The 16,735-nt window shown below is 49.8% G+C and carries 11 protein-coding genes; 3 read left to right on the forward strand and 8 right to left on the reverse strand.

The features are described 5' to 3' along the window. Positions 1-16 precede the first annotated feature (16 nt). From atoB to atoC, 5 genes are all read right to left on the reverse strand, one after another. Entirely contained in the window at positions 17-1,201 is a 1,185-nt protein-coding gene (gene atoB, locus C1P89_RS02790; protein WP_000786516.1) for an acetyl-CoA acetyltransferase, read from the reverse strand. Positions 1,202-1,231: 30 nt separating this feature from the next. After that, a complete protein-coding gene (locus C1P89_RS02795) occupies positions 1,232-2,554 on the reverse strand; it encodes a TIGR00366 family protein (RefSeq protein WP_000580283.1) in 1,323 nt (440 codons plus the stop codon). Next, positions 2,551-3,201, reverse strand: a complete 651-nt coding sequence (gene atoA / locus C1P89_RS02800) for an acetate CoA-transferase subunit beta (protein WP_000339067.1) — start codon at positions 3,199-3,201, stop codon at positions 2,551-2,553. The genes C1P89_RS02795 and atoA overlap by 4 nt, the downstream gene beginning before the upstream one ends. Beyond that, on the reverse strand, positions 3,201-3,863 hold the full coding sequence (gene atoD / locus C1P89_RS02805; RefSeq protein ID WP_000850540.1) for an acetate CoA-transferase subunit alpha: 663 nt from the start codon (positions 3,861-3,863) through the stop codon (positions 3,201-3,203). Before atoD ends, atoA begins: the two co-directional genes overlap by 1 nt. Positions 3,864-4,058: 195 nt before the next feature. Further along, on the reverse strand, positions 4,059-5,444 hold the full coding sequence (atoC, locus tag C1P89_RS02810) for an acetoacetate metabolism transcriptional regulator AtoC (protein ID WP_000125280.1): 1,386 nt from the start codon (positions 5,442-5,444) through the stop codon (positions 4,059-4,061). A 163-nt stretch (positions 5,445-5,607) separates the two neighbouring features. Here atoC and C1P89_RS02815 point away from each other — a divergent pair, with 163 nt between their 5' ends. Next, complete coding sequence (locus C1P89_RS02815) at positions 5,608-6,735, forward strand: IS110-like element ISSso6 family transposase (RefSeq protein WP_001063816.1); 1,128 nt, start codon at positions 5,608-5,610, stop codon at positions 6,733-6,735. Positions 6,736-6,993: 258 nt separating this feature from the next. Here C1P89_RS02815 and atoS read toward each other — a convergent pair whose 3' ends face one another. Continuing rightward, a complete protein-coding gene (gene atoS, locus C1P89_RS02820) occupies positions 6,994-8,787 on the reverse strand; it encodes a two-component system sensor histidine kinase AtoS (protein ID WP_000559121.1) in 1,794 nt (597 codons plus the stop codon). A 166-nt stretch (positions 8,788-8,953) separates the two neighbouring features. Between atoS and rcsC the strand changes: the two genes are divergently transcribed. Next, complete coding sequence (gene rcsC, locus C1P89_RS02825; RefSeq protein WP_000876014.1) at positions 8,954-11,803, forward strand: two-component system sensor histidine kinase RcsC; 2,850 nt, start codon at positions 8,954-8,956, stop codon at positions 11,801-11,803. 199 nt (positions 11,804-12,002) lie between these two features. Here rcsC and rcsB read toward each other — a convergent pair whose 3' ends face one another. Both rcsB and rcsD read right to left on the reverse strand, forming a co-directional pair. Further along, positions 12,003-12,653: a response regulator transcription factor RcsB gene (gene rcsB / locus C1P89_RS02830; protein WP_001061917.1), complete on the reverse strand. Its 651-nt coding sequence runs from the start codon at positions 12,651-12,653 to the stop codon at positions 12,003-12,005. Positions 12,654-12,669: 16 nt separating this feature from the next. Next, positions 12,670-15,342: a phosphotransferase RcsD gene (gene rcsD / locus C1P89_RS02835; protein ID WP_001249139.1), complete on the reverse strand. Its 2,673-nt coding sequence runs from the start codon at positions 15,340-15,342 to the stop codon at positions 12,670-12,672. 563 nt (positions 15,343-15,905) lie between these two features. Between rcsD and C1P89_RS02840 the strand changes: the two genes are divergently transcribed. Continuing rightward, positions 15,906-16,603 (forward strand): IS1-like element IS1A family transposase gene (locus tag C1P89_RS02840; RefSeq protein ID WP_094096600.1). Its coding sequence is split into 2 segments (ribosomal slippage): positions 15,906-16,155 and positions 16,155-16,603, totalling 699 coding nucleotides; the frame shifts between segments, so codons are not numbered across the junction. Positions 16,604-16,735 lie beyond the last annotated feature (132 nt).

Consider the following 16,735-nt stretch of genomic DNA (forward strand, 5'->3'; position numbering starts at 1 on the left):
CGGGTGTTTTTATTGATTAATTCAACCGTTCAATCACCATCGCAATTCCCTGGCCGCCACCAATGCACAGTGTTGCCAGCCCCAGCGTTTTATCGCGTGCCTGCATGGCATGTAATAGTGTGACCAGAATACGAGCACCACTGGCACCGATAGGATGCCCGAGCGCGATGGCCCCGCCGTTGACATTCACTTTCTCAGAATCAAAGCCCAGGGTTTTCCCAACGGCGAGGAACTGTGCAGCAAATGCTTCATTAGCTTCGATGAGATCAATGTCTGCCAGTTGCAGCCCCGCCAGTTGTAACGCTTTTTGCGTGGCAGGTACTGGCCCCATACCCATCAATGCGGGAGGCACGCCACCGCTGGCATAACTTTTAATGCGAGCCAGGGGGGTAAGGCCTGCTGCCAGCGCCGCAGATTCTTCCATAATCACCAGAGCGGCAGCACCGTCGTTAATACCAGACGCGTTCCCAGCGGTGACTGTTCCTGCTTTATCGAAGGCCGGGCGCAATGCACCTAACGCTTCAGCCGTTGAATTCGCTTTCGGGAATTCGTCTTGACTGAAGACGAAGGTTTTCTTCCGAGTGACAACATTTACCGGGACGATTTCGGCTGTAAAAGCACCGGACTCAATTGCGGCTGCCGCTTTACGCTGTGAATGTAGCGCCAGTTCATCCTGCATTTCACGGGTAATTCCGTACTCTTTAGCCACGTTTTCGGCGGTAATCCCCATATGATAACCATGGGTGGCGCACATCAGGCCATCGCGCAGGATTACGTCATAAACCTGTCCGTCTCCAAGACGATAACCAGAGCGTGCTTTTGCATCGAGTAAGTAGGGCGCTAAACTCATATTTTCCATACCCCCCGCCACAATGCTCTTCGCCTGACCTGCCTGAATTGCCTGGGCGGCAAGCGCCACACTTTTAAGACCCGAACCACACACTTTATTGACCGTGAATCCGCACACCGTTTCTGCCAGCCCGCTTTTTAACAGTGCCTGACGTGCCGGATTTTGCCCCAACCCGGCTTGCAACACGTTACCCATAATCACTTCATCAATGTGTAGTGAATCGATTTTTGCACGTTCAATGGCGGCTTTAATTACTGTCGCCCCCAGGTCGATGGCGCTGGTGGAAGCGAGTGAACCGTTAAAACTACCGATAGCAGTACGTACCGCACTGACGATGACACAATTTTTCATTTTATATTCCTTCTGTCTGTAGGGTTGCCGTCAGAACAGCGTTAAACCAATGACGAAAATGACGCCGGAGAAGAGCAGGGCAGTGATGCAATAGCCCATGATGTCGCGGACACCGAGTCCGGCGATTGCCAGTGCTGGCAGCGCCCAGAATGGTTGTTCCATGTTCATCCATTGCTCGCCGTAGGCGATCGCCATTACCGATTTACCGAGATCAGCGCCCAGCGCCTGGGCTGCGGGTATCACGAAAGGTCCCTGAATAACCCAGTGACCGCCGCCAGACGGAACGGCGAAGTTAATCAGTGCAGAACTAAAAAAGGTCATTACCGGGAAGGTGTCTTTGTTCGCAACATTGATGAAGAATTCGGTAATGAGTCCACCCAGACCAGAATGCTCCATCATCAGTTGGATCCCAGCGTAGAAGGGGAATTGCACCAGAATACCGGCAGTACTGCGTGCTGCCGCGCTGATAGCACGCATATAAGCCATTGGCGTTTTATGTAGCAACAGACCCGCAATCATAAACATCAGGTTGACGGTATTGATGGTGATGTTGAAGCCATGTTCGCTGAAGTACATCGCCAGGTAAGCGATACCGAGTGCGCCGATGATCAACGTCAGAATGCGGCTTTCTTCCAGTCGCTCGGATGGTGGGGCATCTTTCGGTAGCTGCTTTTGAAAATCAGCCTCTTCCATGAGTAGTTCCGGATCGATACTCACCACGTCAGACGGTTTTGGCATCATCATGCGGGTGATAAATGGCATCACCACAATCAACGTCACAGTGATGAAAATGTTAAAACCACTGAACAGAGTATCGCCCACCGGGATCAGCCCGGCGATATGCTCAACCGGGTTGCCCGGTGTTGCAGCCAACAGAGGCATTGATCCAGAGAAGCCGCCACCCCAGGTGAGAAAACCAATGTAGGCGCAGGCAATGAGCAACGGATAATCAGAACCGGGGACTCGCCGGGCGACTTCACGGGCAAACATTGCGCCGACAACCAAACCAAATCCCCAGTTGATGACACAAGCGACTGAACCGAAGAAAGTGACCAGCATGACGCCCTGTACGGGCGTCTTTGCGGCGGAGGCGGCAGTACGCAGCAAACTTTTCACCGGAGCAGAGCTGGCAAGGGCATGACCGGTAACGATGATAAGCGCCATCTGCATACCAAACGCCAGCAAGTTCCAGAAACCGTCACCCCACATTTTCACCATGCTGATCGGCGTTTGTGGTGTTAACCAAAGCGCGATCACGAATGTTAGCAATGTCAGCAACATGGCAAAGATCAGTGGATCGGGAAGCCATCGGCTGACAAAACGCGTCATAAAACGCGATATGCGACCAATCATAAATCACCCCGTTGCGTATTCAGATCGGCGGCGACTTCAAACCGAGCTTCTGTTTTGGCACGCACGGTGGCTAAATCACACCCGTCGGCAATTTCGGTGAGCCACATTTTGCCGTCAATAAAACGAAAGACAGCCAGTTCAGTAACCAGCATATGCACCGCATGTTGCGCAGTGAGTGGCATGGTGCAGCTGCGCAAAATTTTTGCTGAACCATCTTTGGCGCAATGTTCCATGGCGATGATCACTTTGCGCGACCCGGTCACCAGATCCATCGCGCCACCCATACCGGGCACCATTTTCCCAGGCACTACCCAGTTCGCGAGGTTTGCTTCTTCGTCTACTTGCAAACCGCCGAGCACGCAGGCATCAATATGACCGCCACGGATTAGCGCAAATGACATGGCGCTATCAAACATGGCTGCACCGGGTAAAACACCGCACGGTTGCCCGCCAGCGTTCACCAGATCTGGATGCGCTGTCGTGACCGGGCCTAAACCGAGGAAGCCGTTTTCCGATTGCAGAGTGATATGAATACCCTCCGGTAAATAATTGGCGACCATTGTGGGTAAACCGATCCCTAAGTTAACGATGTCACCATCACGAAGCTCTTGCGCCACACGGCGCGCAATACGTTGTTTCGCATCCATTATTTGCTCTCCTGTGAAACGATGATGTGGTCGATAACGGCACCAGGGGTGACAATATGGTCAGGTTGCAGCTCGCCGGTTTCGACCAGTTCATCTGGCTCTACCAGCGTGATATCAGCCGCAAGGGCTATCAGGGGGTTAAAGTTGCGGGCGCTAAGTTGATAGGTCAGGTTGCCAAGTGTGTCGCAACGATGAGCGCGAATTAGCGCCAGGTCGGCGCGCAGTGGGCGTTCGAGCAGCCAGGTTTTACCGTCGAGTGTCAGTGTCTGTTTGCCTTCCTCTACGACGGTGCCGACACCCGTTGGGGTGAGAAAACCACCAAGTCCAGCTCCACCACAGCGAATTTGCTCGATTAGCGTACCTTGCGGCACCAGAACGACGTCCATCTCACCAGATATCATGCGCCGACCTGTTTCCGGGTTGGTGCCGATATGTGAAGCAATCACTTTGCGGACTCGACCATTGACGATGAGCGGACCGATGCCGGTATCAACAAACGCGGTATCATTGGCTATCAATGTCAGGTCGCGAACACCAGATTCCAGTAATGCTTCAACCAGGCGGGATGGAGTGCCAATCCCCATAAATCCGCCCACCATGATGGTCATGCCGTCACGAAAGAAGCCGGTGGCGTCTTGTAATGTCATCAATTTTGTTTTCATTTTTTATCCCTCTTGCATACACCGTTGTGGGTACAGTCAGGCAATAGCAAGGGGAGTGCCAGAATGAGATTATTGGATTTAGTTATTTAACTAATTGAATATGAAGGGATAAATTGGATGGGGATTTATAAGGAGAATGAGCGGCTATGCAGAAAATTGCGCACTGTGCAAATTTCTGCATAGCAAGTTTTGGTGTTATACATCCGCCGGATCGATACCGTATTCCTGGAGTTTATACATCAATGCACGGCGACTGATGCCCAGCATTAAAGCAGTGCGGGTTCGGTTTCCTTCTTGTTGTTCCAGCACTTCCATAATGATGCGTTTTTCGACGCGTTTAATTTCCTCTTTTAAATTACGCTCACCGACAGAGGCTGTTTTTACCTCGCCAGCATTACAGACTGGCTGACGAATCTGTGGCGGAAGATCCTCAGAAAAAATGATCGGGCCTGAATTCATCACGACGGCGCGTTCAATAACGTTAGAAAGCTCTCGAATATTTCCCGGCCATGACCAGGCGGTAAGCAGTGACATTGCCATCGGATCGATGTCGATAATATCGCGCTGATTCTCACTACTGAATTTTTGCAAAAAGTGATTAGCTAACAGGGAAATATCTTCCCGGCGATCGCGCAGAGGCGGCAGTATTAAATGAATAACGTTAAGGCGATAAAAGAGATCTTCACGGAAGGTGCCTTCTTTTACCATTGCCTGCAAGTCACGGTTGGTGGCAGCAATGATGCGGATATCAACTTTTATGGTCTGATGGCCGCCAATCCGTTCAAATTCCCGTTCCTGTAGAATGCGTAGTAATTTGGCTTGTAGTACCAGCGGCATTTCGCCAATTTCGTCGAGGAGCAGAGTACCTTCGTTGGCTCGTTCAAATAATCCCTGACGCAAGGTTTGTGCACCAGTAAATGCACCTTTTTCATGACCAAACAGTTCACTTTCGAGCAACGATTCCGGCAGCGCCGCGCAGTTGACTTTAATGAACGGCCCCTTTGCCCGCCGCGAATTGTAGTGAATCGCTCTGGCAATCAACTCTTTCCCGGTGCCGCTTTCACCGCTAATCAAGACGCTGGCCTGAGAAAGGGCAATTTTGGCGGTGTCTTTGCAGATGTCCATCATCGCCGGGCTGTTGGTGAGAATGTGCCCCCATTGCCAGCTGGCGCTCAGTGCCTGGTGCAGATGACGGATCTCTTTTTTCATTGACTGGAGTTGTAAAGCGCGCTGAACGATTAAATTCAACTCATCGAGATCAAACGGTTTAATAACATAGTCGAAGGCTCCGCAGCGTAGCGCTTCGACGGCGGTTTCCACTTCCGCATAGGCCGTCATCAGAATAACGGGTGTCCGGGTCTCATGGCTGCGCATCTCCTTTAGTGCCTTGATGCCGTCCATCTCTGGCATGCGGATATCCATCAACACCACATCAGGGTGAATATCGGCAAACAGGTGTAATGCTGTGCGTCCGTTGTTCGCACAATGTGTTTCGAATCCTTGTAGTGCAAAAGCGGTGCTCAGCATACGGCGAACATTATCTTCATCATCCACAATAAGGATGCGATTAATAGCAGTCATACAGTCTGATTTCCCTGCGGGTTGATCGGTAAAATAAGGCAGTATGACTTTCCGTGAGACAGATGCTGGCCAACGTGGGATATTTAACGTGGGTTAACATCGTTGTCAGAGCCGCATGGGTGAGCTGTTGCTACACCCCGGTATTTCCACCACGGAGGCCAGCATGAACAACAATAACACATTGTACGTCGGGTTAGATGTTCACAAAGAATCGATTACTGTCGCTTATGCTATCAATTCAGAACCTGTTGAACTGATGGGTAAAATTGGCACATCACCTACTGATATTCAGAATCTTTGTAAACGTCTCAGGTCAAAGTCATCGCAGGTCAGTATCGTTTATGAAGCGGGGCCCTGTGGTTATGGACTTTATCGTCGGCTGGTGAAATCCGGTTTTGACTGCATGGTCTGCGCCCCCTCACTTATCCCGAAAAAACCGGGGGAGCGGGTTAAAACCGATCGCCGTGATGCCATCAGACTTGTGCGTTCACTGCGTGCAGGAGATCTTTCTGCTGTCTACGTACCCGGCATTGAAGATGAGGCATTCCGGGATTTGGCCCGGGCATGGGCATCTGCCCGCGATGATTTACGGCATGCAAGGCAACGTCTGAAATCGTTTCTTCTGGTTCATGGGGTCCATTATGTCGGGCGAGCAGATTGGGGCCCTGCACACCGACGCTGGCTCAGCAAATACTCATTCGAAAGTCCCTGGCGACAATTAGCTTTTGACGAACACCGTCGTACAATAGAAGACCGGCAGGCACAATGTGAACGGCTGGAATCCGCCCTGAAGGAGGCCGTTACCGAATGGAGGCTGTATCCGGTAGTAGAGGCGCTGCAAGCCATGCGAGGGATTCAGTTTATTACTGCGGTTGGATTAATTTCTGAACTGGGTGATCTGACCCGTTTTGAACATCCACGACAACTGATGTCATGGTTTGGTATCACGCCATCAGAATATTCATCGGGTGGAAGCAGACATCAGGGCAGCATTACCAAAGCCGGAAACAGCTATGCCAGAAAGCTATTGGTCGAGGCAGCGTGGAGTTACCGTCATCCGGCACGCATCAGTCCGGCAATACAAAAAAGGCAGGAAAATTTACCCCGCCCCGTCATTGACAGAGCATGGGATGCTCAACTCAGGCTTTGTAAGAGGTATCGAAAACTTCAGGCCAAAGGAAAGAATGTCAATATTACAATTGTTGCTGTTGCACGTGAGCTGGCGGGTTTTATCTGGGATATGGGCCGAATAGCAATGTCTGTCGCACAACAACCACAATGTCACAAATAAAAAATGAGAATAACCAGTTCCCTGAAGGCGACGTAGCCCGGTACAAGAGTAACCCACGTTAGCGCTTGGCGACGGCGGAACAAAGCTGATTCGCGACGTAAGAAAGTGGCAGGCTCATATGACGGACCTCTGTAATGCGGTATCCAACCCGCGAATATCAGCGTGATTCACCGTCGGATTTACTGCTACGTCGCCCTCAGGGAATTAAACCTAAAAAGAAAATCGTCAAAATTAGAGATTCCGGTTTGACACGGAAAGTCATATCAGCGTGAAGGTTGCGCCGTAGCCCGGCAAACTGGCGACGCGAATATCACCCTGATGGGCATTAATGATGCGTTGACTTAACGCCAGACCAAGCCCGGTTCCTGAGGCTTTGGTGGTGAAAAAGGGATCGAAGATCTTTTTTTGCAGCGAGAGATCAATGCCACAGCCGTTGTCCTCTATCGAAATGGCCTGTTGTGAGTCGCTGTATTGCCAGGTTTGAATGCGAATTTTCCCTCGTGCGCTGATAGCCTGGACGGCATTGATCAGGATATTCAGTAGTACCTGTTTGAGCAGTTCACGATCGGCGTTAATCGGGCTTAATTCATTATCCAGTTCGCTTATGAAGTCGACCCGCGCTTGTACGCCGGCGGTTTGTACCAGTACCAGAGTTTCTTCAACCAATGCATTGAGGCTGACTTGTTGCCATTGACTGTGGCGTGGACGTGAAAATTCGAGCAATTGCTGAATAACTTTGTTAATTGAATCGATTTCTTTGAGTACTACGGACAGATATTCCTGATGTATTGGGTCACTGGTTTGTTGGCGCAAGATCTGTACATAACCACGAATAGCCGTTAACGGATTACGTACTTCATGCGCGACGCCAGCCATCAGCTCACCCAGTGTGGCGAGGCGTTCTGCTTGCGCCATGCGGCGCTGGGTTTCTTTGCGGGCAGTTAAATCAGAGAAAATCACCAAAGCACCTATCATTTCACCGTGCGTGTTATGAATACGACTGGTAGTGACACTGAGTTCAATGGTGCGGTCACGACCTGGAAAACTGATCTCCAGCGCCACATGTTCGGTGCCATGTTCCAGCGTATCCAGTACTGGACTGTAGAACTGAGTATTGTCGAACAACATGGAGTAAGGCTGCCCTACCAGTTCATGGCGTTGATAGCCAGTGATAACTTCTGCTGCTGGGTTCATGGTGGTTACATCACCCTGGCGGTCAATGGCAATGACGCCATCGGCAGCGTTTTCAATAATCAGATCGTTAAGTGTCCGCGTTTCACGCAGTGCCTGGGCGAGGTTATTAACACTCTGACTGATTTGCCCCATTTCACCGGGCAATTGTGGTAATCGAGTGGGAATATTTTGTGCCAGAGTCGAGAGGCCATCGGTGATGATATCAATATTGGCGCTCAGGCGACGGGAGAAAAGGACAATCAATAGCAGGCTTATCAGCAAATCGGCGGTGAGCACAATGATAATCCTCACATCCATTTTCCAGGCCTGGCGGCGAATATCTTCGGTTAATTCATTGGCCCAGATATAGCCGAGGATTTCACCATTACGCTCAATGGGGAGCATTGAATTCAAAATATCGCCGCGCACCTGCCTGCCTGAATAAACCAAAGGGGTATTTGTACGCATGACTTCGCGACCAGGGTGATCTGCGGCAATGGTAACGCCGACATTATTCTGATATAGCGCTGAAGGCGCGTAGGTGATTATCGCATCCAGCATTTTGTTGTAATAACCAGCACCTATGCCAGGGAAGGCGTGAGTGATATTTTCGGTAATGGGGGCAAGTTCTGCATTTAATGCGCGGATACGCTCCTCACGTGGTAAGTCGATGTAGAGATCATAGCGATCGCCTAGTGCCTGATTAAGCAGGTTGACCACGGCAGAAAGTTTTTTCTCTTTTTCAGATAAGACTGCTGAACGTCCTTCCGTTTCTACGATATAACCAATAGTAAGCGTTGGGACAATGACCATCAGGATTGCCATCAGGATCATTTGATTGCGTAAGCGGCGTGGATAAATCCACTTCATATAATGCATGCTGAAATCCACTAGTCTTGTCCGGTATATGACGATTATCAGAGGTTAAGGTGATGATTTCTCGGCGGTGTATCATATTCCAGAGAAGAGAGAACATTGCGGTAACACGCTTTTACCGCTACCTTAACCACACTCCATCGGTCACCTGAGGCGGAGCTTCGCCCCTTTGAAATACCTTGCTTCTTTTCGTACAACCCTGAAAGCCTCGCGCTACATGTTCAGAGCATTGGCGTTAGTGCTCTGGCTGTTGATTGCTTTTTCATCCGTTTTTTACATCGTTAATGCGTTACATCAGCGAGAATCGGAAATTCGTCAGGAATTTAATCTGAGTTCCGATCAGGCTCAGCGCTTTATTCAACGCACCTCTGATGTGATGAAAGAGCTGAAGTACATCGCCGAAAATCGCTTATCGGCAGAAAACGGTGTGCTTTCCCCGCGTGGACGAGAAACGCAGGCGGATGTGCCTGCGTTTGAACCGCTGTTTGCCGACTCCGATTGTTCCGCAATGAGTAACACCTGGCGAGGTTCTCTGGAGTCATTGGCGTGGTTTATGCGCTACTGGCGCGATAATTTTTCTGCGGCTTACGATCTAAACCGGGTATTTTTAATCGGCAGCGATAACCTCTGCATGGCCAATTTCGGTCTGCGTGATATGCCAGTGGAACGCGATACCGCGTTGAAAGCTTTGCATGAACGCATCAATAAATATCGAAATGCACCACAAGATGATAGCGGCAGTAACCTCTACTGGATCAGCGAAGGTCCGCGCCCTGGCGTCGGGTATTTTTACGCGTTGACGCCAGTTTATCTGGCGAACCGGTTGCAGGCGCTTTTGGGTGTCGAGCAGACCATCCGGATGGAGAACTTTTTCTTACCGGGTACGTTGCCGATGGGGGTTACCATTCTTGATGAAAATGGTCATACCCTGATTTCGCTTACCGGACCAGAAAGTAAAATTAAGGGCGATCCTCGCTGGATGCAGGAACGCTCCTGGTTTGGCTATACGGAAGGGTTCCGGGAGCTGGTGCTGAAGAAAAATCTGCCACCCTCATCGCTAAGCATCGTGTATTCGGTGCCGGTTGATAAGGTGCTGGAACGCATTCGCATGTTGATCCTTAACGCAATTTTGCTGAATGTGCTTGCCGGAGCTGCATTGTTTACTCTCGCACGGATGTACGAGCGACGTATTTTCATTCCGGCGGAAAGCGACGCCCTGCGACTGGAAGAACATGAGCAGTTCAATCGCAAGATTGTCGCCTCCGCGCCAGTGGGTATCTGCATTTTGCGTACCGCTGATGGCGTCAATATTTTAAGTAACGAACTGGCGCATACCTATCTCAATATGCTTACGCATGAGGACCGCCAACGACTGACGCAAATTATCTGTGGGCAGCAGGTCAATTTTGTTGATGTCCTGACCAGCAACAATACCAATCTGCAAATCAGCTTCGTCCATTCGCGCTATCGTAATGAAAACGTGGCCATTTGTGTGCTGGTGGATGTTTCTTCGCGCGTGAAGATGGAAGAGTCGTTGCAGGAGATGGCACAAGCAGCGGAACAGGCGAGCCAGTCAAAATCGATGTTCCTTGCCACCGTCAGTCATGAGCTGCGAACGCCGCTGTATGGCATTATCGGTAACCTGGATCTGTTGCAAACCAAAGAGTTACCGAAAGGCGTCGATCGGCTGGTGACGGCAATGAACAACTCTTCCAGCCTGTTGTTGAAAATTATCAGCGATATTCTCGATTTCTCGAAGATTGAATCGGAACAGTTGAAGATCGAACCGCGTGAGTTTTCACCGCGTGAAGTGATGAACCACATCACCGCCAACTATTTACCGCTGGTGGTACGCAAGCAGTTAGGCTTGTACTGCTTTATTGAACCGGATGTGCCAGTGGCCTTAAATGGCGACCCGATGCGTTTACAGCAGGTCATCTCCAACCTGTTGAGTAACGCCATAAAATTCACCGATACCGGCTGTATAGTTTTGCATGTCCGCGCTGATGGCGATTATCTCTCTATCCGTGTTCGCGATACCGGCGTGGGGATTCCGGCGAAAGAAGTGGTGCGCTTGTTTGATCCCTTCTTCCAGGTCGGAACGGGCGTACAGCGAAACTTCCAGGGGACCGGTCTGGGTCTGGCGATTTGTGAAAAACTGATCAGCATGATGGACGGCGATATCTCGGTAGATTCAGAACCGGGAATGGGCAGCCAGTTTACCGTGCGTATTCCGTTGTACGGCGCTCAGTACCCGCAGAAAAAAGGCGTGGAAGGGTTGAGTGGTAAACGCTGCTGGCTGGCGGTCCGCAATGCGTCGCTCTGTCAGTTCCTGGAAACCAGTTTGCAGCGCAGCGGCATCGTCGTTACAACATACGAAGGGCAGGAACCGACTCCCGAAGATGTGTTAATTACTGACGAGGTAGTGAGTAAAAAATGGCAGGGTAGAGCGGTAGTGACCTTCTGTCGTCGCCATATTGGTATTCCGCTGGAGAAAGCGCCAGGGGAGTGGGTACACAGTGTGGCTGCCCCGCATGAGCTACCGGCATTGTTGGCGCGTATTTATTTGATCGAGATGGAGAGCGACGATCCTGCTAACGCTCTGCCGTCGACGGACAAAGCGGTCAGCGATAATGACGATATGATGATTCTGGTCGTGGATGATCATCCGATTAACCGACGTCTGCTGGCAGATCAGTTGGGATCGTTGGGCTATCAATGTAAAACCGCGAATGATGGTGTCGATGCGCTTAATGTACTTAGCAAGAATCATATTGATATCGTGCTTAGCGACGTCAACATGCCAAATATGGATGGTTACCGCTTGACGCAACGCATTCGTCAGTTGGGACTGACGTTGCCGGTAATCGGAGTAACTGCTAATGCGTTGGCTGAAGAGAAGCAGCGGTGTCTGGAGTCCGGTATGGACAGCTGCCTGTCGAAGCCGGTAACGCTGGATGTGATAAAACAGACGCTGACGGTATATGCCGAGAGGGTCAGGAAATCGCGGGAATCGTAGGACGGATAAGGTGTTTATGCCGCATCTGGCATTCAGTGCAAATGCCAGATGCGACGCTGACGCGTCTTATCTGGCCTACTTTGATGTAATCTGTTGAAATAATGGGAATCGTAGGACGCATAAGGCGTTTACGCCGCATTCGGCAATCGGTGCAAATGCCAGATAAGACACTAACGCGTCTTATCTGGCCTACAGGTGATTAGTCTTTATCTGCCGGACTTAACGTCACTGAAGAGAGATAATTCAGCAGGGCGATATCGTTCTCGACACCCAGCTTCATCATCGCAGATTTCTTCTGGCTACTGATGGTTTTAATACTGCGGTTCAGCTTTTTAGCGATCTCGGTCACCAGGAAGCCTTCCGCAAACAGGCGCAGAACTTCACTCTCTTTTGGCGAGAGACGCTTGTCACCGTAACCACCAGCACTGATTTTTTCCAACAGGCGAGAAACGCTTTCCGGGGTAAATTTCTTCCCTTTCTGCAGCGCGGCGAGAGCTTTCGGCAGATCGGTCGGTGCACCTTGTTTCAGCACGATCCCTTCGATATCCAGATCCAATACCGCACTAAGAATCGCCGGGTTGTTGTTCATAGTCAGAACAATGATCGACAGGCTTGGGAAATGGCGCTTGATGTACTTGATTAAGGTAATGCCATCGCCGTACTTATCGCCAGGCATGGAGAGATCGGTAATCAACACATGCGCATCCAGTTTCGGCAGGTTGTTGATCAGTGCTGTAGAGTCTTCAAATTCGCCGACAACATTCACCCACTCAATTTGCTCAAGTGATTTGCGAATACCGAACAAGACTATCGGATGGTCATCGGCAATAATTACGTTCATATTGTTCATGTAATAGGCTACCTTGCTACAGCAAGCTCTTGACATAACTGTCAATGTCGCTGATGTATTTTTCTATTCCTGGAACATCCTTCTCACGAATCAGATGTTCCAGCGTTTCACATAACTGCTTGCCGGGTACCAGATTTAGCATGGCAAATACGCCTTTAAGACGATGAGCCGTTTGGGCTAACGCAGCAAAGTCACTGGTTGCTGCTTCAGTATACAGCCTCTTAACATCATCCGGTACTGTGTCTACAAAGAGCGCATAATAGCCGCTGGCATGGAGTTGCGCATTTTCATCTCCGCCCAGAGGCGATTCTGTCACCTCTTCCTGCGCCAGTTGCACTTCAATTAATTGTAAGACCGCTTCCTGCATAGCGTTGCTCATATTGAAGTTGACGCACAATTGACCAGGCCCAATTTCCCGTACGCCAGACTCATCATCGCTTAAAAGCAAGCCAGAGGCAGTAAGATTAGACGGATTATCCGTTAAAAAGATATCATAATCTTGACTAATTAATCTTTCATCGGGTGTGATACAGGTTGCACCCCAATTTTCTAACTGGCGAGTGACAATATTCCGAATTTCTGCCGAAGTAACATCCACCATTACGCAGACATCATCCAGTAAACGCTCTTCTTCCTCTTCAACTTCCGGGCCAGCGGCGAGCATTTTGATATGCACAGAGTAGCGTGTACCAAGCCCATCCCGCGTTTTGATGTTTAAATGACCGCCCAGTTTACGTGCCAGTTGATCGCTCAGCCAGAATGCCAGCGGGTCCGCCTTTCCATAACGATCGTTTTGGGTCTGGTTGATAAACGGGAAGTGCAAATTATCCATTTCATGAATACTTACGCCTTCTCCGGTGTCCAGAATGCGGAATGTCAGGCGGTCTTCAGAGGACTCATCCTGATCAACCTCAAGGGTGATTTTTCCCAATTGCGTTGAGGTCACGGCATATTGCATCAGTAGCAGCAAAATACGTCGTAAGGCATCGCGATCGCCGCGGCGCATATCGTGTGCTTTCAGATGATTGTTAATCAGCAGTTGCAGACCTTTACGCTTGATGGCAGGCAACACTGAAGGCACAACTTCATCAATTAAATCCTGCACGGAGAACAGCACCGTCTCACTTTTCCAGCTATCGTCCGCAAGCATGTTCGCTAACTGTATTTCATCGACCAGCCGCACCAGCACATCTGCCTGATTCGCCAGTTGTTTGCTTTCCGGGGCGTTGAGTTTAGCCGCGCTCTCCGCCAGGGACTGTGCAGGTTCTTTCAGCGCATCGCCAATGTTTTTCATAAAGGTCATCCGGCCCTGCTGGTTTTTCTCATACAGACGCTGCGCCTGCTTGAGTTTCTTGTTTACCAGCACTTCGCGATCCTGATCGCGAATAATGAAAATTTGTGTGCGCGGCGCGACCTGGCTGCGGAACATGCGGATCTCATACAGCTCGTTATTGATCGTCGCCTGAATAATCCCCTGATGCTGTTCCGCCATGGTGGTGATGTTTTGCAGATTCAAATGCGGCAGCAAATGATCGGCAATTTTGTTACTTATGACAGTGCGGTTCGATTCCTGATCGTGAACCAGCAGGCCGAGCGGCAGCAGTGAGACTATCTCTTCATTGATTGCCCGTAAAATGCGCAATTCGTTATTGACCGCCGTGTTGGGTAGACTTTCTGTACTGCGACTGGAGAAATGGCGGAATGTGGTATAGCCAAATAACGCCAGCGCCAGCAAACCGATGTTCAGCAGCAGTGGCAGCAGAATGTTTTGCAACGTATCCAGCAATAAGGTGCCATAAGGAACCTGCCAGACCAGGCGCATATCGGTAGAGTTGAGTGCCGAGGAGATTTCAATCTTCGTACTGTTAAAGTGGATACTGACGCTATCCGTTCCTTCTTTCTCATTATCATTGTCTCCCGTTGCCGTCGTGTCTGGCTCAAGGCGGAAACTGTCCAGCGGCATACCCGGTGGGATCAAATCATTAATCGGCAGATCAAAAGCCACGACCGTTGCCAGATGTCCCGGCTGGTTGAACGTGGTACGCAAGGTAAAGTAATGACCGTTCTGCCAGGCCAGGCGGCGCATGTTAGAAAAACTTTCGCGTTCATCGAGGGCGTTGGCCTGTTGCAACATTTCTGCACGACGTGAATCAACAATGTCACTGACGGTCGATTCTTTAAATCCGGAGGTGAGATCTTTGAGGGGCAGGGTTGAGATCAGTACCAGACTGTTATCCTGACCATTCAGGTAATACATCGACCACGGTACATTTTCTGCACCCCACAATGTATCCAGATAAGTGGACATCCGCTGAGTCATCTCAAGCGTTGAGTTGTCGTGAGAGCCAAAGATTAACGCTTCCGTTTTGCGGCGTGGTTTCTCCAGATAGTAGACATCCTGTTTCAGGCGCGTCTCTTGTAAACCTTCGCCGGAGGAGGGGGAGGTCGTCGCGGCAATGTTGTCGTAGATCTGCCAGGTCACGTAACGCCAGGTATCGACGCGCTTTTGGATTGCGTGGGTAATGTCGACAATCTGGTAACTTTTATCTTTCAGCCAGGCGTTAACGGCGCTTTGTACCATTACCCCCATCGTCACCAGTAACACAATGATCAACAGTAAAAAGAAGCGGGTAATGCTCCCCGGTAGGAGTGAAAAGCGGGTCGTGGCCGTTGTCTCTTTCTGACGCATTCGTGTTTATGACCTGTTAAAACTTCGCGAAGTGATAGGGCAGTATAAAGGGTACAGTGTGAAATTCCAGACTCTTACCTGATTGATGATTCTCTATTCTCCCGTGATATTTATCATCCTGCATTGGGGGAAATAGATGTACAAGCGCCATTTTGCTGTACAAATAACCTACAAAAAGCCCAACGAAATTAATTGCAAATAAACGAAGATTGCTGGAAATTATGCTGATGTTAATTATTTGTGAAATAGTTGACAAGAGTTATAGTTTTTCTGTGGTAGCACAGAATAATGAAAGTGTGTAAAGAAGGGTAAAAAAAACCGGATGCGAGGCATCCGGTTGAAATAGGGGTAAACAGACATTCAGAAATGAATGACGGTAATAAATAAAGTTAATGATGATAGCGGGAGATATTCTAGTTGCGAGTGAAGGTTTTGTTTTGACATTCAGTGCTGTCAAATACTTAAGAATAAGTTATTGATTTTAACCTTGAATTATTATTGCTTGATGGGTGATGCTGCCAACTTACTGATTTAGTGTATGATGGTGTTTTTGAGGTGCTCCAGTGGCTTCTGTTTCTATCAGCTGTCCCTCCTGTTCAGCTACTGACGGGGTGGTGCGTAACGGCAAAAGCACTGCCGGACATCAGCGCTATCTCTGCTCTCACTGCCGTAAAACATGGCAACTGCAGTTCACTTACACCGCTTCTCAACCCGGTACGCACCAGAAAATCATTGATATGGCCATGAATGGCGTTGGATGCCGGGCAACTGCACGCATTATGGGCGTTGGCCTCAACACGATTTTACGTCACTTAAAAAACTCAGGCCGCAGTCGGTAACCTCGCGCATACAGCCGGGCAGTGACGTCATCGTCTGCGCGGAAATGGACGAACAGTGGGGCTATGTCGGGGCTAAATCGCGCCAGCGCTGGCTGTTTTACGCGTATGACAGTCTCCGGAAGACGGTTGTTGCGCACGTATTCGGTGAACGCACTATGGCGACGCTGGGGCGTCTTATGAGCCTGCTGTCACCCTTTGACGTGGTGATATGGATGACGGATGGCTGGCCGCTGTATGAATCCCGCCTGAAGGGAAAGCTGCACGTAATCAGCAAGCGATATACGCAGCGAATTGAGCGGCATAACCTGAATCTGAGGCAGCACCTGGCACGGCTGGGACGGAAGTCGCTGTCGTTCTCAAAATCGGTGGAGCTGCATGACAAAGTCATCGGGCATTATCTGAACATAAAACACTATCAATAAGTTGGAGTCATTACCTGCTTGATGTTAGGTGCTTATTTCGCCATTCCGCAATAATCTTAAAAAGTTCCCTTGCATTTACATTTTGAAACATCTATAGCGATAAATGAAACATCTTAAAAGTTTTAGTATCAT

Origin of the sequence: Shigella sonnei (genome assembly GCF_002950395.1) — a bacterium.
Lineage (GTDB): Bacteria > Pseudomonadota > Gammaproteobacteria > Enterobacterales > Enterobacteriaceae > ECMA0423.